This window comes from Sphingomonas hylomeconis, assembly GCF_025370105.1.
In the GTDB taxonomy this organism is placed as follows: domain Bacteria; phylum Pseudomonadota; class Alphaproteobacteria; order Sphingomonadales; family Sphingomonadaceae; genus Sphingomonas; species Sphingomonas hylomeconis.
This window is the reverse complement of the sequence record NZ_JANQBK010000001.1, coordinates 583,756-603,491: the sequence shown is the minus strand read 5'-3', so window position 1 is coordinate 603,491 and position 19,736 is coordinate 583,756. Positions and strand designations below refer to the sequence as shown.

The following is a 19,736-nucleotide window of genomic DNA, read 5'->3' as shown; positions in this document are numbered from 1 at the left end:
CCCACCCCCTCCGTCGCGTTACGCGCGTCACCTCCCCGCACCGGGGAGGAACGACCTTACCGCAGCGCGTTCGCCACCAGCTTGTGCATCTTGGATTGCAGCACGTCGTTCGCCGCCAGCACTTCCTTGCGCGCGATCATCTGGTCGCCGCCGCGATAGTCGGTGACGAACCCGCCGGCTTCCTTGATCAGCAGGATCCCCGCGGCGACGTCCCACGCCTTGAGATCCGATTCCCAGAAACCGTCGAACCGCCCCGCCGCGACCCAGGCGAGATCGAGCGACGCCGCGCCGAAGCGCCGGATCCCGGCCACTTCCGGTGCGATCGCCCCGAAGATCCGGCTCCACTGGCCGAAATTGCCGTGGCCGAGGAAGGGAATGCCCGTCGCGATCAGCGCATCGCCCATGTCGCGCCGCGCCGAGACGCGCAGCCGCTCGGACTGGACCCAGGCGCCCTTGCCCTTTTCGGCCCAGAAGCTTTCGTCGGTCAGCGGCTGATAGACCAGGGCCGCGGTCACCTCGCGCTTGCCGTTGGCCAGCGTCTCCTCGACCGCGATCGAGATCGCGAAATGCGGAATGCCGTGCAGGAAGTTCGACGTGCCATCGAGCGGATCGACGATGAAGCGCGGCTTGTTCGGATCGCCGGCCACTTCGCCGCGCTCTTCCATCAGGAAGCCCCAATCAGGGCGGCCATGGCTCAGTTCCTCGAACAAGGTCTGCTCGGCGCGCTGATCGGCCATCGTCACGAAGTCGGCCGGCCCCTTGCGGCTGACCTGCAGCTGCTGAACCTCGTTAAAGTCACGACGCAGCCGCGGCCCCGCCTTGCGCGCGGCGCGGTCCATGACCGTCATCAAACCGGAATGGGAAACCATATCAAAACTCCTCCCCTCCCGCTCGCGGGAGGGGCTCGGGGAGGGCATGTCCGCCAAAGCGAACGTCAATGAGGGAGGGCAGCCCCTCCCCCGGCCCCTCCCGCAAACGGGAGGGGAGCGAAAATCAGTCCGCCCGCTTCACATAGGTCTGCTCGTAGACATCGACCACGATCCGCGTGCCCGCGCCGATATGCGGCGGCACCATCACGCGCACGCCGTTCTCGAGGATCGCCGGCTTGAACGAGGAGGAGGCGGTCTGCCCCTTCACCACCGCATCGGCCTCGACGATCAGCGCCTCGATCGTGTCGGGCAGCTGCACCGAGATCGGGCGCTCCTCCCACAATTCCATCACCACATCCATGCCGTCCTGCAGGAACGCCGCGGCATCGCCCAGGATACCGGCATCGAGCGTGATCTGCTCGTAATTCTGCTTGTCCATGAAGGTCAGCGTGTCGCCGTCGCGGAACAGATACTGGAAATCGACCGTGTCCAGCCGCACCCGCTCGACGCTTTCGGCGGAGCGGAAGCGGACATTGGTCTTCCGTCCGTCGATCAGGTTCTTCATCTCGACCTGCATATACGCCCCGCCCTTGCCCGGCTGGGTATGCTGGATCTTGACGGTCTTCCAGATGCCGCCTTCGTACTCGAGGATGTTGCCGGGACGAATTTCGACCGCATTGATCTTCATGGGAAACCTGTAGCTGGAAAGAGCGAGGCGCGGCCCTTAGCGCGTGACGGGCTTTCCGGCAAGGTATGGGTAGGGATCGACCGGCCGCCCTTCATACCAATGCTGTTCGGGCGCGGTCCGCGTCAGGCCGAAATGCAGGTGATAATTGCCGGCGCCGGCATTGCCGGTATCGCCGACATAGCCGATCGCATCGCCGACCTTCACGACCTGCCCCTCGTGCAGGCCAGGCGCATAGCCGCTGAGATGTGCATAATAATAGCTCCAGTTGCGCTTCGGCGAGCGCACGTATGCCGTGATGCCGCCCGCTGCGCTGTTCCACAGCTTTTCCACCCGACCCGCCGCCGCGGCGACCACCGGAGTGTTCGCCGGCGCCATGATGTCATTGCCGTGATGCTCGCGCAGGCCGTTCTCGCGCGGATCGCCCCAGCTCTCGGTGACGGCGGCGCGCGGCAGGCCCGCAACCGGCATGGCCAGCGGCGCGCCCTCGACGACCGTCTCGGCCACGGCAGCCACGGCGGGCGCGGGTGCCTTCGACGCGCGCGGCCGCTGCCCGCCCGGCGCGTCGGGCAGGAATACCAGCATCGCGATCCAGATGCCGATGACCAGCGCCAGCGCGCCGAGCAGGATCAAACCAAGCCGTCGCATCGCGACGCCTTACTCCTGGAACACCGCCGGCGTGCCCGGCTTGACCATCATCGACAGTCGCGCCGCATCCCAGTTGGTCAGGCGGATACAGCCATGGCTTTCCGCGCGCCCGATCGTCTCGGGCGACGGCGTGCCGTGAATGCCGTAATGCGGCTTGGACAGATCGAGCCAGATCACGCCCACCGGCCCATTCGGCCCGGGCGGGAGCTTGGCCGCCTTGGAATCGTCCTTGGCATCCCAGAACAGATCGGGATTGTAGTGGAACGGCGGATTGTACGACGCGCCCTTGATCGTCCATTTGCCGATCGGCAGCGGATCGTGCTCACTGCCCATCGTCGCCACGAACTGCGCGACCAGCTTGCCGTTCTTGTCGAGCACGCGGAGCACCCCGTCCGACTTGTCGACCACCACCTTCGCGCCCTGCGGCTGGGTGGCGTCGACGTTGAGATCGTTCAGCGTCTTGCGCCACGCCTCCGGCAACTTGGCGTCATAGTCGCGCGACACCGGCAATGCGTTGGGGAAGACCACCTTGGTGCCCGGGGCGAGTCTGGTCTCCTTGCTGTTCAACTCGACCAGCACCTCCGGCCTGGTGTGGAACATCTCGGCCAGCTTCTCCATCGCGTTGCGATAGCCGAGCTGGGGCAATTTGGCCTGCTCCGCCGGATCCTTTGGCAAGGGGTTGATATAGGGCCCCGCGAGGATCGCATCGGTCAGCGCAAGAGTCTTGGTCGGCCGCATCGCGCGGTACGGGTACAACGCCTGTAGCGTCGGCTTGTCGATCGCGCCGCTGATCTTCAGTCCGCGCGCTTCCTGGAAGCCCTTGAGCGCCGCCGTCAGCGATTTGCCCGGGCGCCCGTCAAGTACACCGGGGGCGAATCCAAGATGATCGAGGATCACCTGAACATGAAGAATGGAGCGATCGAGGCCTGCCGAGCCGGCATTTGTTCCCTGCGCAGAAGCATGGATCGGACCAAGCGAGGCAATCGCCAGACAAGCTGCGCCAAGCGCGGTTTTACTCAACAATCCAAGCTCCTACAATAATACATATGCAGACAACGATGGACGCGCGGCTTGTTTCCGAGCCGTCACGATTACCGCAGCTTTCGCGCCGTGGCCTGATCGGCGGTGCCGCACTCGGCGGGATTGCGGCGCTGATGCCCCTCCCCGCAATGGCCGCCGGCAGCGAATGGCGGCTGGCGATCCGCAACGTACATACCAACGAAACCGTCGATGCGGTGTTCGCCCGTTCCGGGCAATTCGTTGCCTCTGGCCTGGCCGAACTAAACCACGGCTTGCGCGATTGGCGCACCGGCGAGGTGACACAGATGGATCGCCGCCTGCTGGCCCTGCTCGTGCAGCTGCGCGAGAAACTCGACCTTTCCGGCCGCAGCAAGATCGAGCTGATCTCCGGCTATCGCTCGCCGCACACCAATGCCGCGCTTCGCGCGCGCGGCGGCGCACACACCGGCGTCGCCAGCACCAGCCAGCACATGCTCGGCAAAGCGACCGACATCGTGGTTCCGGGCGTCACGCTCGACAAGCTACGCGGCGCCGCGCTCGCGCTGGGCGGCGGCGGTGTCGGCTATTACCCACGCGACGGCTTCGTCCATGTCGATACCGGGCGCGTGCGCCACTGGTGAGCGTTCAAGGATAGTGGCGGGTAGCGTGCTTGCCGCTCCGCACACGACCAGAACACGCCCATTCCCGTCATCCTGACGAAAGTCAGGATCCATCGCGCCTCAAATCCGATCGTCCGTGGGGCACGATGGATCCTGAATCGAGTTCAGGATGACGGTCATTACAGTAACGCCCCGCCCGGCCCATAGCCGAGCGCCACATCGCCAGCCCGCCTTACCGCCGCGCCATCGCCGCCGCGAATGCCTGCACCGCCGCGGCCTCATCTCCGCCCCAGACCGCACTCGATACCGCCAGAAAGTCCGCCCCCGCCGCCACCAATGGCGCTGCATTCGCCGGCGTGATGCCGCCGATCGCCACGCACGGTATCTCGAACACGGTCGACCACCAGCTGAGCAGAACCGGCTCGGCGACATGCTCGACCGTCTTGGTCGTGGTCGGATAGAAAGCGCCGAATGCGACATAATCGGCCCCGCCCTCGCCCGCTTCCATCGCCAGATGCCGGCTGTCGTGGCAGGTCACGCCGACCTGCGCGGTCGGCCCCAATGCGTCGCGCGCCTCGCGCGTATCGCCATCGCCCTGCCCCAGATGCACGCCGTCCGCGCCTAGCCGCTTGGCCAGCGAGATACTGTCGTTGACGATGAACGCTACGTCTGCATCGCCGCAGATGCGCTGCAACGGCTCGGCCAGGGCCGCCGCGACATGCTGGTCGACGTCTTTCACACGGAACTGGAACGCCGCCACCGGCCCCGCATCAAGCGCGCGCCTCAGCCGATCGGGAAACGCCCCGCCAACGTCGAGCGGCGAGACCAGGTACAGCTGGCACGCCGGGCGCCTGACATCACGCGTGAACTGCGCAGCAAAATTGGGGTCGAGCGGGCCGAGCGGGTCAATATCCATGGCGCGGCGATAGCGCCGCGATCGCGGCATGGAAAGCCGCGGGATCGTCGAGCTTGTGCGCCACCGCCTCAACCTGCCGCCCGCGGCGCAGCGCAATCGGCGCGGCGAGGTCGATCACCACGTTCGGCCAGGCGATCAGCGCCAGGTTGAGCAGTCGCCGATCCTTGATCGCCGCCGCATCCCAGGTCGCGCGCAGGCCGGCGATCTGCCCGACCGGCACGACGATCGATTGCAGATAGCCGGCATGCAGCGTCAGCACGCCATCCACCAGCGTCACCGGCCTGCGCCGGAACGATCGCAGCAGCCACGCCAGCGCGCCTACTAGCGCCAGATCGAGCGCGCCGATCACCAACGCCGCCACCGGCCCGACCAGCGCGACGACGACGAGATGCACAACCAGCATCTCGACGATCGCCAGCCCCAGCAGCACGCCGATCATCGGGCCGAGGCTGCGATGATAGGCGAACTGCACGGGCGGGGCTTATGCCTCGTTCTTGTAGATCGCGATGATCTTCTCGAGCATCGCCAGCGCATCGCCGCGGGGCCGCTGGAAGGTGTTGCGGCCGATGATCGAGCCGTTGCCGCCACCGTCACGAATGTCGCGCGCGTCCTGGAACACCGCGTCCTCGCCCTTGGTCGCGCCGCCCGAGAAGACCACGATGCGGCGTCCGGCGAAGCTCGCCTGCACGACATGGCGGACGCGGTCCGATTGCTTCGACCAGTCGGTGCCCTCGTACATCGGCTTGGCGTCCTTCTGCTCGATATGATCGCTCGGAAGCTTCACCTTGATGATGTGCGCGCCCAGCAACGCCGCCATGTGCGCAGCATAGGCGCCGACGTCCAAGGCCAGTTCGCCCGACTTGGGCAGCATGCCGCCGCGCGGATAGGACCAGATCACCGTGGCGATGCCGACCGACTTGGCCTCGGCGGACATCTCGCGAATCTGCCCGATCATGTCGAACAGATCGTCCGAGCCCGGATAGATGGTGAAGCCGATCGCCGCGCAGCCGAGCCGCACCGCATCCTCGACCGAGCCGGTGATCGCCTGGTTGGCGCCCTGCGCCCAGCTGTTCGAGCTGTTGACCTTGAGGATCGTCGGGATCTGCCCGGCGAACGTCGCGGCACCCGCTTCGATCATGCCGAGCGGCGCGGCAAAGGCCGACAAGCCGGCATCGATCGCCAGCTGGTAATGGTAATGCGGGTCATAGGCCGCCGGATTGACCGAGAAGCTGCGCGCCGGGCCATGCTCGAAGCCCTGGTCGACCGGCAGGATCACCAGCTTGCCGGTGCCGCCCAATTTGCCCTGCATCAGGATGCGCCCGATATTGGCCTTGGTCGCGGGCGAATCGGATTCGTAGTTGTCGAGAATGGCCTGGACGGTCGGCGTCATGGGGTTTCCTTGGTTTATGGAGATGTATTGCGGCGCTGTTAGCGTGAGATCATCTGACGGACTAGAGGTCGAGCCAGCGGCGCAGGGCAAGATCGATCGCCGCCAAGGTCGGCCCGTCCACCTCTCCGATAACACCGCCAACATAGTCGATCGGATGGGTATAGATCCAATCGATCTGTACTTCGCTCGGTCGACGCAGACCGTTTTGGTGGTTCGGTGCGACGAAGGGCCGCTGACCAGCGCTTCCGTGCAATACCGACGTTAGCGGGCATGCTGTCACTTTCGCGGCATCTTCCAACGCACTGTCCCGCTGCACCACGACATAGGGTCGCGGCTTGCTAGCCGGGGTGTTTGGCTCGTGGACAAGGATGACATCGCCGCGTTTCATCGCGGGTTCGGGGGACCTTCGGGGCCCCAATCGTAACCACCGTCCTCTGCGTCAAGCCATCGCAAGTGCGCCGCCGATGCCTCGGCTGCCGCGCTGTTGAGGGCATGATCGCGATCTGCTCGATGAAGCTTCGACGCATTGCGCAGCAAGTCGTCGATCGCCTCCCGCTCCAGACGTTCGATGATCCAGTCACGCGCGATGACGCTCTTCGGACGGCCGACATCGCGCGCGTAGCGCGTCAGGCGATCTTCCGCGTCGTCGCTCAATCTTATGCCAAGCATGGCCGCCTCCGTTCAACAAGTTGAACATAGTCTTCAGCGTTTATCGCGTCAACGCGGCGACCCCCGGCAAATCCTTGCCTTCCATCCATTCGAGGAACGCGCCGCCCGCGGTCGAGACGAAGGTGAAGTCATCCCCCGCCCCGGCCTGGTTGAGCGCCGCGACGGTATCCCCGCCGCCTGCGACCGAGACGAGCGATCCATCGCGGGTGAGCGCCGCGGCAGTCCGCGCCAGCGCCACCGTCGCCGCGTCGAACGGCGGCGTCTCGAACGCGCCGAGCGGCCCGTTCCACACCAACGTCCGGCAATTCTTCAGCACGTCGCCCAACGCCTCCACCGCCGCCGGCCCGACATCCAGGATCATCTCGTCGGCCGCCACCTCGTGCACGTTGCAGGTTCGCAGGCTCGGCGGATTGGCGGCGAATTCCTTCGACACCACGACGTCATAAGGCAAATGGATCGTGCAGTTGGCCCGCTCCGCCGCATCGAAAATCTCTTCCGCGGTGCCGGTCAGGTCATGCTCGCACAGGCTCTTGCCGACGTTCACGCCGCGCGCGGCGAGAAACGTGTTGGCCATGCCGCCACCGATGATCAGGTGATCGACCTTGGTCACGAGATGCTTGAGCACATCGAGCTTGGACGACACCTTGGCGCCACCCACCACTGCCGCCACCGGATGCTCGGGATTGCCCAGCGCCTTATCCAGCGCGTCGAGCTCCGCTTCCATCGCGCGACCGGCAAATGCCGGCAGCACATGTGCCAGCCCCTCGGTCGAAACATGCGCACGGTGCGCCGCGGAGAAGGCGTCGTTGACGTAAAAATCGCCGAGTTCGGCAATCTTCGCAACGAGATCCGGATCGTTCTTTTCTTCGCCAGCGAAGAAGCGCGTGTTCTCGATGATCGCCACATCGCCCGGCTGCATCATCGCCGCCGCCTCGGCCGCGCCGTCCCAGTCGACGAACCGCACCGGCCGGCCGAGCACCGCCTCATACGGCCGCGTGACCAGCGCCAGCGACATCGTCGCGTCGCGCATCCCCTTGGGCCGCCCGAAATGCGCCAGGATCAGCACGATCGCGCCGCGATCGGCCAGTTCGGTGATCGTCGGCAACGTGGCGCGCAGCCGCGTATCGTCGCTCACCGCGCCGTCGTTCATTGGCACGTTGAGATCCTCGCGCACGAGCACCCGCTTGCCGTGCACGTCGCCCATATCGTCGAGTGTTTTGAAGGCTCTATCGGTCATGTCTCGATCCTGATTGTATCACCGACGGCAATCGTGCCGCCCTGTATCACCATCGCGCAGGCGCCGCCGCGCCAATCGGGCAGCAGCGCCGCTTTAAGCCCCGGCGCCAGTGCCTCCATCCGCTCGCACGGATCGGTCTCGCGCGTGATCTCCAGCAGGACGTCGGCGCCGATGCGCAGGCGGACGCCCTTGGTCTGCGGCAAATCCAGCCCTTCGATCAACAGGTTGGATCGCCGTTCCTGCCACGGAATATCAACCCCGACCTCGGCTAGCGCGGCATCCCAGTCGCCGCGTTCGATCAGCGTCACCTGCCGGCGATAGGGCTTGCCCCGCATCGCGCCGCGATAATCCCCGGCGATCCCGCCTTCCAGCGTGACGTGGATGTGATCGACCAGCTCGCACGCCGCCTTGGGCCGCGCGTGCCGGGCAATCCCGCCCAGCACGCCCGTCACCGTATCCGTGGCAGCTGCGTCATCGGCGATGTCGTCTGCCCCAATCGAAGCAGCCCCGACCTGCGCCGGGGCGACGTCGGTCATCAGATGAACTTGCCCATCGCGCCGGCAGTATCGACCATGCGGTTCGAAAAGCCCCATTCATTGTCGTACCAGCTCAGCACGCGCACCAGCTTGCCGTCGATCACCGCCGTCTCCAGGCTGTCGACGGTCGAGCTTGCCGGCGTGTGCATCAGATCGATCGAGACCAAGGGCTCGTCGGTATAAGCGAGGATGCCCTTGAGCGGCCCGCTTTCCGACGCCGCCCTGAGCACCGCATTGACCTCGTCGACGGTCGTGTCGCGCGATGGCGTAAAGGTCAGGTCGATCAGCGACACGTCGGGCACCGGCACGCGGATCGCCGAGCCATCCAGCTTGCCCTTCAGCTCCGGCAGCACTTCCGCCACCGCGCGCGCCGCGCCGGTGGTCGTCGGGATCATCGACATCGCCGCAGCCCGCGCGCGCCGCAGATCGGGGTGGATCTGATCGAGGATCTTCTGATCGTTGGTATAAGCGTGCACCGTGGTCATCAGCCCGCGCTCGATGCCGATCGCATCGTTCAGCACCTTGGCGACCGGCGCCAGGCAGTTGGTCGTGCACGACGCGTTCGACACGATCGTGTGCCCAGCCTCGAGCTTGTCGTCATTGACGCCGAACACCACGGTCAGATCGACGCCCTTGCCCGGGGCCGAGATCAGCACCTTCTTGGCGCCGGCATCGAGATGCTTCTGGCAGCTCTCGCGATCGGTGAAGAAGCCGGTGCATTCCAGCACGATATCCACGCCCAGTTCGGCATGCGGCAGATTGGCCGGATCGCGCTCGGCGGTGACGCGGATGCGCTTGCCGTCGACCACCAGATCGTTGCCCTCGGCCGAGACCTGGCCGGGATACCGGCCATGCACGCTGTCGCGGCTGAACAGCCAGGCGTTCGACTTGGCATCCGCCAGATCGTTGATCGCCACCAGCTCGAGGCCGGTGTCGCCGCGTTCCAGCACCGCGCGGGCGACCAGCCGGCCGATCCGTCCGAACCCGTTGATCGCTACCTTGATCGTCATGGTCATTCTCCTGAAGTCGGCCGCCCGGGCCGCGTGTCGAAACCGCGGGCATCCGCCGCCCGACAGGCGCGGCGAACGACAGCGGCGGTTGATGGGGAAGTGGCCGCAAACGGGCCTGGCGTCGGAATCTCCACCGGCTGTGCGGGGCTGCGTCCCCACGGGGTCGATACTGTGCGCGGTCTTTGCGGTGGACCGGCCGCTGCGTCAACCGGGCTGCGGCAAATCCGTGTTGTCGCAGCTTCCAACCATGCTATCCGCTTACCCCATGCCCGAGACCCCCATTGATCGGATCGACGCCGCGATTGCCCGGATCGCGGCCGCCGCCGCGCGCCGTGCCCAAGCGAGCGACGCCCTGACCAACCGCCACGCAGCACTCCGCACCCGCATGACCGAGGCCGTCGCCGCGCTCGACGAGGTCATCGCCCGCGGCAGGTCCGACTGATGGCCGAGGTCACGCTCACCATCGGCGATCGCCGCCATATCGTTGCCTGCCGTGATGGCGAAGAGGATCATCTGCGCCGCCTCGGCGAACTGCTCGATGCGCGCTGGCCCGTCGCGCTGCGCGCCACCGGCGGGATGAACGGCGAGCGCACGATGCTGCTCGTCGCGCTGATGCTCGCCGATTCGCTCGACGAGGCCGAACGCCGCCCCGCCGCCGACGCGGCTGGCGACCTGCTCGAAAAGCTCGCCGATCGCCTCGAAGCGCTCGCCGAGAGTATTGAGAAGTAGCGGCTTGCACGCTATATACATCGGTGGCGGGCACTGCCCGGTACGAGCCTTACCGATTATCCCTGAGGCGATTCTTCTTCCTAGGGGGTTGTCCCTGCGCAGATCCTGGTCTGTCGTACATGATCCCCACCTGATGCTTTTGGCGTCAGAGGATATTCAGGCAAACGGCCATGGTGGTCCCGCCACCCCATCTGGCCCTGCGGCCGCATTCCATGATCGATAAGAAGACGCTCCGCGCCCGCATGCGCGCCACGCGCGAACGGTTTGTGCTGGAGGCGCATCCCGGCATCGCCGTGCCGCCCGCCTTCCTCGATCGCCTGGAGCACGGGCTGACCGTCGCCTCCTACGTGCCGATGGGCGGCGAAGCCGATCCCGCCCCGCTCGCCCGCGCCGCGGTCGAGGCGGGCTGCGAGATCGTCCTGCCGCATGTCGTCGACCGTGCCACCCCGCTCCGCTTCCTCGCCTGGGATACCGAAGCGGCGTTGATCGCCGGCCCGTTCGGCCTGCACCAGCCCGCGCATACCGCGGCCGAGCGCCAGCCGGACATCATCCTCACCCCCCTGGTCGCGTTCGACGCCACGCTCAACCGCCTGGGCCAGGGCGCCGGCCATTACGACCGCGCCTTCGTCGCCTTCCCCCATGCCTGGCGCGTCGGCGTCGCCTGGGGCATCCAGCAGGTCGAATCGCTCCCCGCCGACCCATGGGACGTGCCGTTGCACGCCATCGCCACCGAATCAGACTGGATCACGCCATGACGCCTTCCTGGCGCAAACCCGCAGGCATGTTGTTCATCCTGCTGCTGCTGGCGATCTGGGTGGTCGGCGTGGCCAGCCTGTCGAACGTGGTTGGCGGCTGGCACTGGCTGCTGCAGCTGGCCTTCTACGTCTTCACCGGCGTGATCTGGCTCTGGGTGCTGCCGATGCGCCGCCTGCTGCAATGGATGGAAACCGGCGTCTGGCGCCGCCCCTCCCAATAATTGCCGTCATCCTGAACTCGTTTCAGGATCCATCGTGCCGCACGCTCAGCGCACGAGCCCTGAACGCTCCGCAAGCCGCCAAATGGATCCTGAAACAAGTTCAGGATGACGGCGGGTATGTGGAAAAACCACCTTCAAATACCCTCCCGATAAGGGAGTGGCGCGAGTGACGGGGCTCGAACCCGCGACCTCCGGCGTGACAGGCCGGCGCTCTAACCAACTGAGCTACACCCGCTTGTAAAGCGTGGAGGCGGCTCACTATGCGCGGGGCCGCACCCTGTCAACGCGCTTTTTGCAACAAATCAACTTCCCGTCTCAGAACGCGTGTCGACGGCGGCATTTTCACGCCGGCGTTGGGTCAGCGTGCCATGCTCGAACAGGAAGCCGGCAATGTCCGGCTTGCCCGCCGCGCCGATCACGGTCTGGATGATGATCAGAAGCGGCACCGCCAGCAGCGCCCCCGTCGTGCCCCACACCCAGCCCCAGAAGCTGATCGAGATGAGAATCATGATCGGGTTGATGGTCAGGCGATGCCCGACGATCAGCGGCGTCACCACGTTGGCCTCGATCAGGTGGCAGCCATACATGATCGCCGGCGGTGCAAGCGCGACCCACACGTCGGAAAAGGTCATCAGCCCGCCGATCGCCAGCAGCAGCGCCGCCACCACCGGCCCGAAATAGGGCACATAGTTGAGCAAGGCGACGATCCCGCCCCACATCAGCGGAAACGGCATGCCCAGCGCATAGAGCGCCCCGGCGATGACCAGCCCGAGCACGATGTTGATAGCGGTGATCGTGCCGAGATAGGACGAGACGTCGTCGACCACGTCCTGGATCACGCGGGCGGTGGCCATCGCACCGCCGAAGCTCTGCCGGCTGGTGATCGTGCGCTTGCGCATCCTGGTCCAGCCGGAGAGGAAGAAGAAGGCGGTCAGGATGCCGAAGAAGATCTGGATGATCACCGCCGGTGCGGAGGTCGCGGCAAGTTCGAGGATCGAGCTCGGCGGCGCGACGCCCGCGGTCGGCGCCTGGCGAATCGGCGTCGAGGCGATCTGCCGCAGCGTGCGGTTGGCGTATTTCTCGAGGCTCGAATACAGATCGAGCAACGGCGCGAGATTGGTCTGGATGCGATCGATCCGCGTCGGCAGCAGGCGGAAGAATTCGGTCGCCGGCACGACGATCGCGGCCAGCGCGATATTGGCGACGATCAGGAACAGCAGGACGCAGGTCAACGCCGCCAGCGCGGACGGCACGCCGCGCCGCTCGAGCCATTCGAGCAGCGGGATCAGCGCCACCGCGATCACCAGCGCGGTGGTCGTCGGCAGGAAGAATTCCGCACCCGCCTTCAGTGCGAACGGCGTCGCCAGGATCAGGCCGACGCCGGCAATCAGCGTCAACGCGGCCAGCAGCCGATCACGCCGCAGCGCGATGCGCGCCTCGTCCTCGGCATCCTCGCCGGCCAGCGGCAGGCCGAATGCACCGGAGGCGGGCGGCGAGGTCGCCGGCCCGGGCGGCAGCGTTGCCGGCACCACAGTCTCGTTGCTCACCGCCATCGCACCATCCCTCACGCCCACAGCTCGATACCCTAGCGGCATTCCCAGCGCTTGTAATCCCGGCTAGCACGGCGGCCATGCGGAACCAGATTCTCGTCATCGACGAAGGCACCACCTCCACCCGGGCGATCGTGTTCGCCCCCGATGGCAGCTGCCGGCACAGCGCGCAGCAGGAACTGCGGCAATCGTATCCCGAGCCCGGTCGGGTCGAGCACGACGCTGCCGAAATCTGGACGAAGACGCTGGCCGTCGCGCGCGAGGTGGTCGAGCAGGCTGGCGGCGCCGAGGCGATCGCCGCGATCGGCATCACCAACCAGCGCGAGACGATCGTGTTCTGGAGCCGCCGCACCGGCGAACCGCTCGCGCCCGCGATCGTCTGGCAGGATCGTCGCACCGCCGCGATCTGCCGCACCCTCAAGGAGCAGGACAACGAGCCCGTCGTGCAGGCCAAGACCGGGCTGCTGCTCGATCCCTATTTCTCCGGCTCGAAAATCGGCTGGGCGATGGAGCATTGGCCGCAGCTCAGGGAGGCCGGGGACGATCTCGCCATCGGCACGATCGATTCGTGGCTGATCTGGAAGCTCACCGGCGGCCTGCACGTCACCGACGCGACCAATGCCAGCCGCACCGCCTTGATGGCGATCGGCAGCGGGCATTGGGACGACGGGCTGATCGAATTGTTCGGCGCACCGCGCAAGGCGCTGCCGGAGATCGTCGATTGCGCCGGCCAGTTCGGCGAGACCCGCTTGTTCGGCGCACCGATCCCGATCTGCGGCATCGCCGGCGATCAGCAGGCCGCGACGATCGGCCAGTCCTGCCTCAAGATCGGCGAGACCAAGGCGACCTTCGGCACCGGCGCGTTCGTGCTCACCCAGGCCGGCCCCACGCCCCCCACCTCGCGCCACCGCCTGCTCTCCACGATCGCGTGGCAGCTGGGCGGCCGCCGCTCCTATGCGCTCGAAGGCTCGGTGTTCGTGGCGGGCAGCCTGATCAAATGGCTGCGCGACACGCTCGGGCTGATCGGCACTGCGCACGAAACGGAGGCGCTTGCCCGCAGTGTCGACGATAATGGCGGCACCTATCTCGTGCCCGCTTTGTCCGGCCTCGGTGCGCCGTGGTGGGAGCCGGACGCGCGCGGCAGCATCTCGGGACTGAGCTTCTCCACCTCCAAGGCGCATATCGTCCGCGCCGCGCTCGAATCCATGGCGCACCAGGCGCATGATCTGAAAGCCGCCTTCGCCGCCGACGGCGTGGACTGGAACTGCGTGCGCATCGATGGCGGCATGGTCGCCAATGACTGGATGGCGCAGGACATGGCCGACATGCTCGGGATCGACGTCGAACGCCCGAAATTCGCCGAGACCACGGCATTGGGCGCGGCGATGCTGGCGGGTGTCGGCAGCGGGCTGTACGCCGGCCTGGCGGAGGCCAGCGTGATGCGCGGCGCGGTCGAGACGTTCGCGCCCAACCTCGGCGACGCGCAGCGCGACAAGCGTCTCGCCGGCTGGCAGCGCGCCGTCGCCAGCGTGGTCACGCTGGCGCAGCACTGACGCGTCGCGGCCTAGGCCGCGACGCTCGCCCGGTCCTCGAACAGCATCTTCAGATCCTTTTTCAGGATCTTGCCATTGGCGTTGCGCGGCAATGTCTCGTGCACGAAGCGGATCGCCACCGGCGTCTTGAACACGGCGAGCCGCTCGCGCACCCAGGCCTGCAGTTCCGCCTCGCTCGCCTGCATCCCCGGCGCGAGATGCACCACCGCGGCGGGCTCCTCGCCCAGGATGCGATGCGGGAGGCCGATCAGCGCGCAATCGGTCACCGCCGGATGCGCGTAGAGCACGTTTTCCACTTCGCTCGAATAGATGTTCTCGCCGCCGCGGATGATCATGTCCTTGGCGCGATCGACGATATAGACGAAGCCCTCCTCGTCGACGCGCGCGAGATCGCCGGTGCGCACCCAGCCGTCGACGAACGTCTCCGCTGTCGCCTCGGGCTTGTTCCAATAGCCCTTCACCACCATCGGCCCGCGCGCCCACAATTCGCCGACCGTGCCCACCGGCAGCTCGGTCACGCCGTCATCGTCCATGATCTTCAGGTCGGCCACCGCCACCGGCGGGCCGGCGCTGGTCGGGCGGTTGAGATAATCCTCGCTCGAATGGCTGGTCACCGTCGCCATCGTCTCGGTCATGCCCCAGCCATTGCCGGGCAGCGCGCCGAATTCCTCGTGAATGCGCCGCACCAGCTCGGGCGCGGACGGCGCGCCGCCATAGGCGATCACTTCCAGCGAGGAGAGGTCGTATTTCGCGCGCTCCGGATGCTCGAGCAATTGCCAGGCGATCGTCGGCACGCCGCCGGTCATGTGCACGCGCTCGCGCTCGATGATCTCCATCGCGCGCACGACATCCCATTTGCGCATGAAGATCGCGGTCGACCCGCTCGCCACCGCGCCCATCAGCCCGGCGCTGCACGCCGTCACATGGAACAGCGGGATCACCGTCAGCGAGGTGCGCGGAGACGGATCGGGGATCGCCTCGCCGCGCCGGATCAGCGAGCGCGCCGCGCCAAAACCGCTCGACATGATGTTGGTCATCAAATTGCGATGCGTGCCGAGCGCACCCTTCGGGTTGCCGGTCGTCCCGCTGGTGTAGAAGATCGTCGCATCGTCGTCGGTGTCGATCGCGACCTGCGGGAACGGCAGTTCGTCCAGCGTCGCATAATCGTGCGGCGTCCCGATCAGATCCTCCAGCCGCGACGCCCGCCCCTCCAGCGGCGTCGAGGCGCGGGCGACAATGATGCGCTCCACCGCCGGCAAGGCCGGCGCCGCCTCGACGAAGCGCTGGTAGCGTTCGTCGTCGACGAACAGCACGCGCGCGCCCGAATCGTTGATGCCATATTCGAGCTCGCCCGCCGCCCACCACGCATTGAGCGGCACGACGATCGCGCCGATGCTGGCGGCGGCGAAGAAGATCACCGGCCATTCCGGCAGGTTGCGCATCGCCAGCGCGACGCGGTCGCCCTTCACCACGCCCATCGCCTGCAGTCGCGTCGCCAGCGTCGCCACCGCGCGATAATTGGCCTCGAACGTGACGCGCTCATCCTCGTAGATCGTGAACAGGTTTTGACCGTGCGCGCGCGCCGCCTGCGCCAGCCAGGCCAGGCTCGGCGGGGCATGTTTCCACACCCGCGTCGGCACGCCGCGAATCTCGATCGTCTCCATCTCGAACTTCGTGCCCGGTGCGGTCAGCATCGCCTGCGCCTCGGCCAGCGATACCGCCGGCCAGGACGGATCGAGTGCGATCAGCGGTTGTTGGTCCAAGGCGTCTCTCCCAAGAATCTGAACATCGGGTTTGGCTTATCTGCCGCTTCCCACCCGTTTAGTGTTGATTCCCGCCCCACTCAAGGCAATAGGGTGCAGGAAAGTTCGAAACCGGGGTATGGGCCAGACCATGAAGATCGCCAAGCCTGAAAACCATGGCTTCGATGCCGCGCGGCTCGCTCGCATCGATACGCTGCTGAAAGAGCGCTATATCGACAGTGGCAAGCTGGCGAACACGCAGGTGCTGGTCGCGCGCGATGGCGAGATCGTCCATTTCGCCAGCCAGGGCCCGGCGCGCGAGGACGGCGCGGCACTCGACGAGCGCGCGCTGTTCCGCATTGCCAGCATGACCAAGCCGATCACCTCGATCGCGTTCATGATCCTGCTCGAACAGGGCAAGGTCGCGCTCGATACGCCGGTCCATCACGTGCTGCCCGAATTCAAGGATATCGGCGTGTATGTTGCCGGCGGCGGCTCGGTCCCGTTCCAGACCCGCCCGACCAGCCAGCCGATGCGCATGGTCGATCTGCTGCGCCACACGTCGGGCCTGACCTATGGGTTCCAGTACCGCACCAGCGTCGATGCCGCGTACCGCGCCGGCAAGCTCGAAAACTGGCACGGCGATTACGATCTCGACGGTTTCGTCGCCGCATTGGCCAAAATCCCGCTCGAATTCTCGCCCGGCGAGGCGTGGAATTATTCGGTCTCTACCGACGTGCTCGGCGCGGTGGTGCAGCGCGTGTCCGGCATGAAGTTCGACGACTTCCTCCGCACCGCCATCTTCGCGCCGCTCGGCATGGACGACACGTTCTTCACCGTCCCCGCCGACAAACTCGACCGGCTGACCGATTGCTACACGTTCGTCCCCGGCAAGGGCCGCGTGATGTACGATCGCGGCGCGGAGAGCGCCTGGGGCCGCCCGGTCAAGTTCCTGTCCGGCGGCGGCGGGCTCGTGTCCAGCGCGCTCGATTATCATCGTTTCTGCCAGATGTGCCTGAACGGCGGGACGCTCGACGGTCAGCGCATCGTCAGCCGCAAGACGCTCCAGCTGATGACGCTCAACCATCTGCCCGGTGACAGCGATCTGACGCAGATGTCGCGCTCGCTGTTCAGCGAAGCGGCGCTGGCCGGCACCGGCTTCGGGCTCGGCTTCGCGGTCAACAAGGATCTGGCACCGGGGATGGTGCCCGGCTCGGTCGGCGAATATTATTGGGGCGGGATGTTTTCCACCGCCTTCTTCATCGATCCGGTCGAGCGGCTGAGCATGGTGTTCATGACGCAACTGTCGCCCAGCAGCCAGTATCCGATCCGCAGAGAGTTGAAGACGTTGATCTACAGTGCACTGACCTGACGGCGTGCTCCCGCGCAAGCAGGAGCCCAGAACCACAAACGCCGCGCCAAGCGGCCCTGGGCCCCGGCCTTCGCCGGGGAACAAGTAGGAGAGAAAAATGACCGGTCCGATCACCACCGAACGCCATGGCGATATCCTCGTCATCATTTCCAACAACCCGCCGGTTAACGCGCTGGGCAGCGCGGTGCGCACCGGCCTCGCCGCCGGCATCGCCGAAGGGCTCGCGGACGATGGGGTCAAGGCGATGGTGCTGCGCTGCGAGGGCCGCACCTTCTTCGCCGGTGCCGACATCACCGAATTCGGCAAGCCGATGACCGGTCCGGGCCTGGGCGAGGTGATCGACGCGATGGAAGCCTCGACCAAGCCGGTCGTCGCCGCGATCCACGGCACGGCGCTGGGCGGCGGCTGCGAGACCGCGCTCGGCTGCCATTACCGCATCGCCGTGCCGAGCGCGAAGATCGGCACCCCCGAGGTCAAGCTCGGCCTGCTCCCCGGTGCCGGTGGCACGCAGCGTATCCCGCGCATCGCCGGCGTGCCGCTCGCGCTGGAAATGACCGCCAAGGGCGATCCGATCAGCGCCAGGAAGGCGCTCGACGCCGGCCTGATCGATCGCCTCGCCGGTGAAGACAGTCTGGTCGAGGACGCCATCGCTTTCGCACGCGACATCGCCGACGTGCGGCCGCTCCCCATCGCCAGCGAAAAGACCGCCACCGCCGATCCCGACGCAGTCGCCGCGTTCAAGAAAGAGAATGGCAAGCGCTTCCGCGGCTTCGACGCCCCGGCCGCCAACATCGCCTGTGTCGAGAAAGCCGCCGACGGATCGAGCTTCGAAGAAGGCATCGCCTTCGAACGGCAGGAATTCATGAAGCTGATGATGGGCACCCAGTCCGCCGCGCAGCGTCATCTGTTCTTCGCCGAGCGCCAGGCCGCCAAGATCGACGGCATCGCGCCGGACATCGCGCTGCGCGAGATCAGGAAGGTCGGCGTGATCGGCGCCGGCACGATGGGCGGCGGGATCAGCATGAACTTCCTCTCCGCCGGCATCCCGGTGACGATCGTCGAGACGCAGCAGGAAGCGCTCGACCGCGGCACTGGCGTGATGCGCAAGAATTACGAAGGTTCCGCCGCGCGCGGCCGCATCAAGCCCGAACAGGTCGAGGCGGCGATGGGCGCGCTGACCCCCACGCTGGATCTGTCCGCACTCGCCGATTGCGACCTGATCATCGAGGCGATCTACGAGAATATGGACGTCAAGAAGGAGCTGTTCGCCAAGCTCGATACGATCGCCAAGCCCGGCGCGATCCTTGCCTCCAACACCTCCTATCTCAACATCGACGAGATGGCTGCGGTCACCAGCCGCCCCGGCGACGTGATCGGCATGCACTTCTTCTCGCCCGCCAATGTGATGAAGCTGCTGGAGGTCGTACGCGGCGCCAAGACGTCGGACGACGTGCTCGCCACCGTCATGGCGCTCGGCAAGAAGATCAAGAAGGTCGCGGTCGTCTCCGGCGTTTGCCCCGGCTTCATCGGCAACCGCATGCTCTCGCCGCGCCAGCAGGAAGCCAACAAGCTGCTGATGGAAGGCGCCACGCCCGAGCAGATCGACCGTGTCCATGTCGAATTCGGCATGCCGATGGGCCCGTTCCAGATGAGCGATCTCGCCGGCGTCGATATCGGCTGGCACCGCGATCCGACGCGTATCGAGAGCATCCGCGACGCGCTCGCCGCCGAAGGGCGCTGGGGCCAGAAGAAGCAGGCCGGCTTCTACGATTATGACGAGAAGCGGAACCCCACGCCGAGCCCACGCGTCGCCGAGATCATCGAGGATTTCCGCAGCAAGTCGAACCTGCAGAAGCGCGAGATCAGCGATCAGGAGATCATCGAGAAGACGCTCTACACGATGGTCAACGAGGGCGCCAAGATCCTCGACGAGAAGATGGCGCAGCGCGCGTCGGACATCGATGTGGTGTGGATCTATGGCTATGGCTGGCCGGTCTATCGCGGCGGGCCGATGTTCTGGGCCGATACCGAAGGCCTGCCCAAGATCGTCGCGGCGCTCGAGAAACATGGCTTCACCGTCGCCGAGCTGCTTAAGAGCAAGGCCGAGAGCGGCGGCAAGTTCAACAAATAACCTATCGTCACCCCGGACTTGTTCCGGGGTCCACTCCTCAACGAGTCCTTCGCCACCGAGGCACGGTGGACCCCGGAACAAGTCCGGGGTGACGGATCAGGATG

22 protein-coding genes and 1 tRNA gene are annotated in these 19,736 nt (G+C 66.3%); 8 read left to right on the top strand and 15 right to left on the bottom strand.

What is annotated here, in order from left to right:
• Positions 1-56: 56 nt before the first annotated feature.
• The 4 genes from NV401_RS02975 to NV401_RS02960 form a co-directional block, all read right to left on the bottom strand.
• Positions 57-869, bottom strand: coding sequence for an inositol monophosphatase family protein (locus tag NV401_RS02975; protein ID WP_261292879.1), 813 nt, complete (start codon positions 867-869; stop codon positions 57-59).
• 124 nt (positions 870-993) lie between these two features.
• A complete protein-coding gene (gene efp, locus NV401_RS02970) occupies positions 994-1,557 on the bottom strand; it encodes an elongation factor P (protein WP_260599351.1) in 564 nt (187 codons plus the stop codon).
• 36 nt (positions 1,558-1,593) lie between these two features.
• Positions 1,594-2,202, bottom strand: coding sequence for a M23 family metallopeptidase (locus NV401_RS02965; RefSeq protein WP_261292878.1), 609 nt, complete (start codon positions 2,200-2,202; stop codon positions 1,594-1,596).
• Positions 2,203-2,211: 9 nt separating this feature from the next.
• On the bottom strand, positions 2,212-3,168 hold the full coding sequence (locus NV401_RS02960; protein ID WP_261293066.1) for a L,D-transpeptidase family protein: 957 nt from the start codon (positions 3,166-3,168) through the stop codon (positions 2,212-2,214).
• A gap of 80 nt (positions 3,169-3,248) precedes the next feature.
• Here NV401_RS02960 and NV401_RS02955 point away from each other — a divergent pair, with 80 nt between their 5' ends.
• Positions 3,249-3,842 (top strand): DUF882 domain-containing protein, encoded by a 594-nt coding sequence (locus NV401_RS02955; protein WP_261292877.1) that lies wholly within the window; start codon positions 3,249-3,251, stop codon positions 3,840-3,842.
• Positions 3,843-4,053: 211 nt separating this feature from the next.
• On the opposite strand, the gene thiE is transcribed toward NV401_RS02955, so the two are convergent.
• The 8 genes from thiE to gap all read right to left on the bottom strand — a co-directional run bounded on the left by thiE (position 4,054) and on the right by gap (position 9,579).
• Entirely contained in the window at positions 4,054-4,737 is a 684-nt protein-coding gene (gene thiE / locus NV401_RS02950) for a thiamine phosphate synthase (RefSeq protein WP_261292876.1), read from the bottom strand.
• On the bottom strand, positions 4,727-5,209 hold the full coding sequence (locus NV401_RS02945) for a hypothetical protein (protein WP_261292875.1): 483 nt from the start codon (positions 5,207-5,209) through the stop codon (positions 4,727-4,729). Before NV401_RS02945 ends, thiE begins: the two co-directional genes overlap by 11 nt.
• A 9-nt stretch (positions 5,210-5,218) precedes the next feature.
• Positions 5,219-6,127 (bottom strand): class I fructose-bisphosphate aldolase, encoded by a 909-nt coding sequence (locus NV401_RS02940; protein ID WP_261292874.1) that lies wholly within the window; start codon positions 6,125-6,127, stop codon positions 5,219-5,221.
• 61 nt (positions 6,128-6,188) lie between these two features.
• Positions 6,189-6,515 carry a type II toxin-antitoxin system PemK/MazF family toxin gene (locus NV401_RS02935; protein ID WP_261292873.1) on the bottom strand — a complete coding sequence of 109 codons (327 nt, stop codon included), beginning with the start codon at positions 6,513-6,515 and terminating at the stop codon, positions 6,189-6,191.
• On the bottom strand, positions 6,512-6,781 hold the full coding sequence (locus NV401_RS02930; RefSeq protein ID WP_261292872.1) for a hypothetical protein: 270 nt from the start codon (positions 6,779-6,781) through the stop codon (positions 6,512-6,514). Before NV401_RS02930 ends, NV401_RS02935 begins: the two co-directional genes overlap by 4 nt.
• Before the next feature lie 55 nt (positions 6,782-6,836).
• Entirely contained in the window at positions 6,837-8,033 is a 1,197-nt protein-coding gene (locus tag NV401_RS02925) for a phosphoglycerate kinase (RefSeq protein ID WP_261292871.1), read from the bottom strand.
• Positions 8,030-8,569, bottom strand: coding sequence for an MOSC domain-containing protein (locus NV401_RS02920; protein ID WP_315369053.1), 540 nt, complete (start codon positions 8,567-8,569; stop codon positions 8,030-8,032). Before NV401_RS02920 ends, NV401_RS02925 begins: the two co-directional genes overlap by 4 nt.
• Positions 8,569-9,579, bottom strand: a complete 1,011-nt coding sequence (gene gap / locus NV401_RS02915) for a type I glyceraldehyde-3-phosphate dehydrogenase (RefSeq protein ID WP_261292870.1) — start codon at positions 9,577-9,579, stop codon at positions 8,569-8,571. The genes NV401_RS02920 and gap overlap by 1 nt, the downstream gene beginning before the upstream one ends.
• Positions 9,580-9,844: 265 nt before the next feature.
• On the opposite strand from gap, the gene NV401_RS02910 reads away from it, so the two are divergent.
• The 4 genes from NV401_RS02910 to NV401_RS02895 all read left to right on the top strand — a co-directional run bounded on the left by NV401_RS02910 (position 9,845) and on the right by NV401_RS02895 (position 11,284).
• A complete protein-coding gene (locus NV401_RS02910) occupies positions 9,845-10,021 on the top strand; it encodes a hypothetical protein (RefSeq protein ID WP_261292869.1) in 177 nt (58 codons plus the stop codon).
• Positions 10,021-10,308, top strand: a complete 288-nt coding sequence (locus tag NV401_RS02905) for a cell division protein ZapA (protein WP_261292868.1) — start codon at positions 10,021-10,023, stop codon at positions 10,306-10,308. Before NV401_RS02910 ends, NV401_RS02905 begins: the two co-directional genes overlap by 1 nt.
• Before the next feature lie 212 nt (positions 10,309-10,520).
• Positions 10,521-11,063, top strand: a complete 543-nt coding sequence (locus NV401_RS02900; RefSeq protein WP_261292867.1) for a 5-formyltetrahydrofolate cyclo-ligase — start codon at positions 10,521-10,523, stop codon at positions 11,061-11,063.
• A complete protein-coding gene (locus NV401_RS02895) occupies positions 11,009-11,284 on the top strand; it encodes a DUF2842 domain-containing protein (protein ID WP_315369052.1) in 276 nt (91 codons plus the stop codon). Before NV401_RS02900 ends, NV401_RS02895 begins: the two co-directional genes overlap by 55 nt.
• Positions 11,285-11,442: 158 nt before the next feature.
• On the opposite strand, the gene NV401_RS02890 is transcribed toward NV401_RS02895, so the two are convergent.
• Together NV401_RS02890 and NV401_RS02885 are read right to left on the bottom strand one after the other, a co-directional pair.
• A tRNA-Asp gene (locus NV401_RS02890) sits at positions 11,443-11,519 on the bottom strand.
• A gap of 67 nt (positions 11,520-11,586) precedes the next feature.
• Entirely contained in the window at positions 11,587-12,837 is a 1,251-nt protein-coding gene (locus tag NV401_RS02885) for an AI-2E family transporter (RefSeq protein WP_261292865.1), read from the bottom strand.
• 77 nt (positions 12,838-12,914) lie between these two features.
• On the opposite strand from NV401_RS02885, the gene glpK reads away from it, so the two are divergent.
• Positions 12,915-14,387 (top strand): glycerol kinase GlpK, encoded by a 1,473-nt coding sequence (gene glpK, locus NV401_RS02880; protein ID WP_261292864.1) that lies wholly within the window; start codon positions 12,915-12,917, stop codon positions 14,385-14,387.
• An 11-nt stretch (positions 14,388-14,398) separates the two neighbouring features.
• On the opposite strand, the gene NV401_RS02875 is transcribed toward glpK, so the two are convergent.
• Positions 14,399-16,150, bottom strand: coding sequence for a class I adenylate-forming enzyme family protein (locus tag NV401_RS02875; RefSeq protein WP_261292863.1), 1,752 nt, complete (start codon positions 16,148-16,150; stop codon positions 14,399-14,401).
• Positions 16,151-16,280: 130 nt separating this feature from the next.
• Between NV401_RS02875 and NV401_RS02870 the strand changes: the two genes are divergently transcribed.
• Together NV401_RS02870 and NV401_RS02865 are read left to right on the top strand one after the other, a co-directional pair.
• Positions 16,281-17,501, top strand: coding sequence for a serine hydrolase domain-containing protein (locus NV401_RS02870; protein ID WP_261292862.1), 1,221 nt, complete (start codon positions 16,281-16,283; stop codon positions 17,499-17,501).
• Between the two features lie 97 nt (positions 17,502-17,598).
• A complete protein-coding gene (locus NV401_RS02865) occupies positions 17,599-19,632 on the top strand; it encodes a 3-hydroxyacyl-CoA dehydrogenase NAD-binding domain-containing protein (protein ID WP_261292861.1) in 2,034 nt (677 codons plus the stop codon).
• The last annotated feature ends 104 nt before the right edge of the window (positions 19,633-19,736 follow it).

Excerpts from the sequence above, each read along its gene's own strand:
- NV401_RS02935 (WP_261292873.1), bottom strand. The coding sequence starts at position 6,515 with ATGAAACGCGGCGATGTCATCCTTGTCCACGAGCCAAACACCCCGGCT.
- NV401_RS02865 (WP_261292861.1), top strand. The coding sequence starts at position 17,599 with ATGACCGGTCCGATCACCACCGAACGCCATGGCGATATCCTCGTCATC.
- NV401_RS02905 (WP_261292868.1), top strand. The coding sequence starts at position 10,021 with ATGGCCGAGGTCACGCTCACCATCGGCGATCGCCGCCATATCGTTGCC.
- NV401_RS02910 (WP_261292869.1), top strand. The coding sequence starts at position 9,845 with ATGCCCGAGACCCCCATTGATCGGATCGACGCCGCGATTGCCCGGATC.
- efp (WP_260599351.1), bottom strand. The coding sequence starts at position 1,557 with ATGAAGATCAATGCGGTCGAAATTCGTCCCGGCAACATCCTCGAGTAC.
- glpK (WP_261292864.1), top strand. The coding sequence starts at position 12,915 with ATGCGGAACCAGATTCTCGTCATCGACGAAGGCACCACCTCCACCCGG.
- NV401_RS02885 (WP_261292865.1), bottom strand. The coding sequence starts at position 12,837 with ATGGCGGTGAGCAACGAGACTGTGGTGCCGGCAACGCTGCCGCCCGGG.
- gap (WP_261292870.1), bottom strand. The coding sequence starts at position 9,579 with ATGACGATCAAGGTAGCGATCAACGGGTTCGGACGGATCGGCCGGCTG.
- NV401_RS02965 (WP_261292878.1), bottom strand. The coding sequence starts at position 2,202 with ATGCGACGGCTTGGTTTGATCCTGCTCGGCGCGCTGGCGCTGGTCATC.
- NV401_RS02895 (WP_315369052.1), top strand. The coding sequence starts at position 11,009 with ATGGGACGTGCCGTTGCACGCCATCGCCACCGAATCAGACTGGATCAC.
- NV401_RS02920 (WP_315369053.1), bottom strand. The coding sequence starts at position 8,569 with ATGACCGACGTCGCCCCGGCGCAGGTCGGGGCTGCTTCGATTGGGGCA.
- NV401_RS02925 (WP_261292871.1), bottom strand. The coding sequence starts at position 8,033 with ATGACCGATAGAGCCTTCAAAACACTCGACGATATGGGCGACGTGCAC.
- thiE (WP_261292876.1), bottom strand. The coding sequence starts at position 4,737 with ATGGATATTGACCCGCTCGGCCCGCTCGACCCCAATTTTGCTGCGCAG.
- NV401_RS02975 (WP_261292879.1), bottom strand. The coding sequence starts at position 869 with ATGGTTTCCCATTCCGGTTTGATGACGGTCATGGACCGCGCCGCGCGC.
- NV401_RS02955 (WP_261292877.1), top strand. The coding sequence starts at position 3,249 with ATGCAGACAACGATGGACGCGCGGCTTGTTTCCGAGCCGTCACGATTA.
- NV401_RS02870 (WP_261292862.1), top strand. The coding sequence starts at position 16,281 with ATGAAGATCGCCAAGCCTGAAAACCATGGCTTCGATGCCGCGCGGCTC.
- NV401_RS02900 (WP_261292867.1), top strand. The coding sequence starts at position 10,521 with ATGATCGATAAGAAGACGCTCCGCGCCCGCATGCGCGCCACGCGCGAA.
- NV401_RS02940 (WP_261292874.1), bottom strand. The coding sequence starts at position 6,127 with ATGACGCCGACCGTCCAGGCCATTCTCGACAACTACGAATCCGATTCG.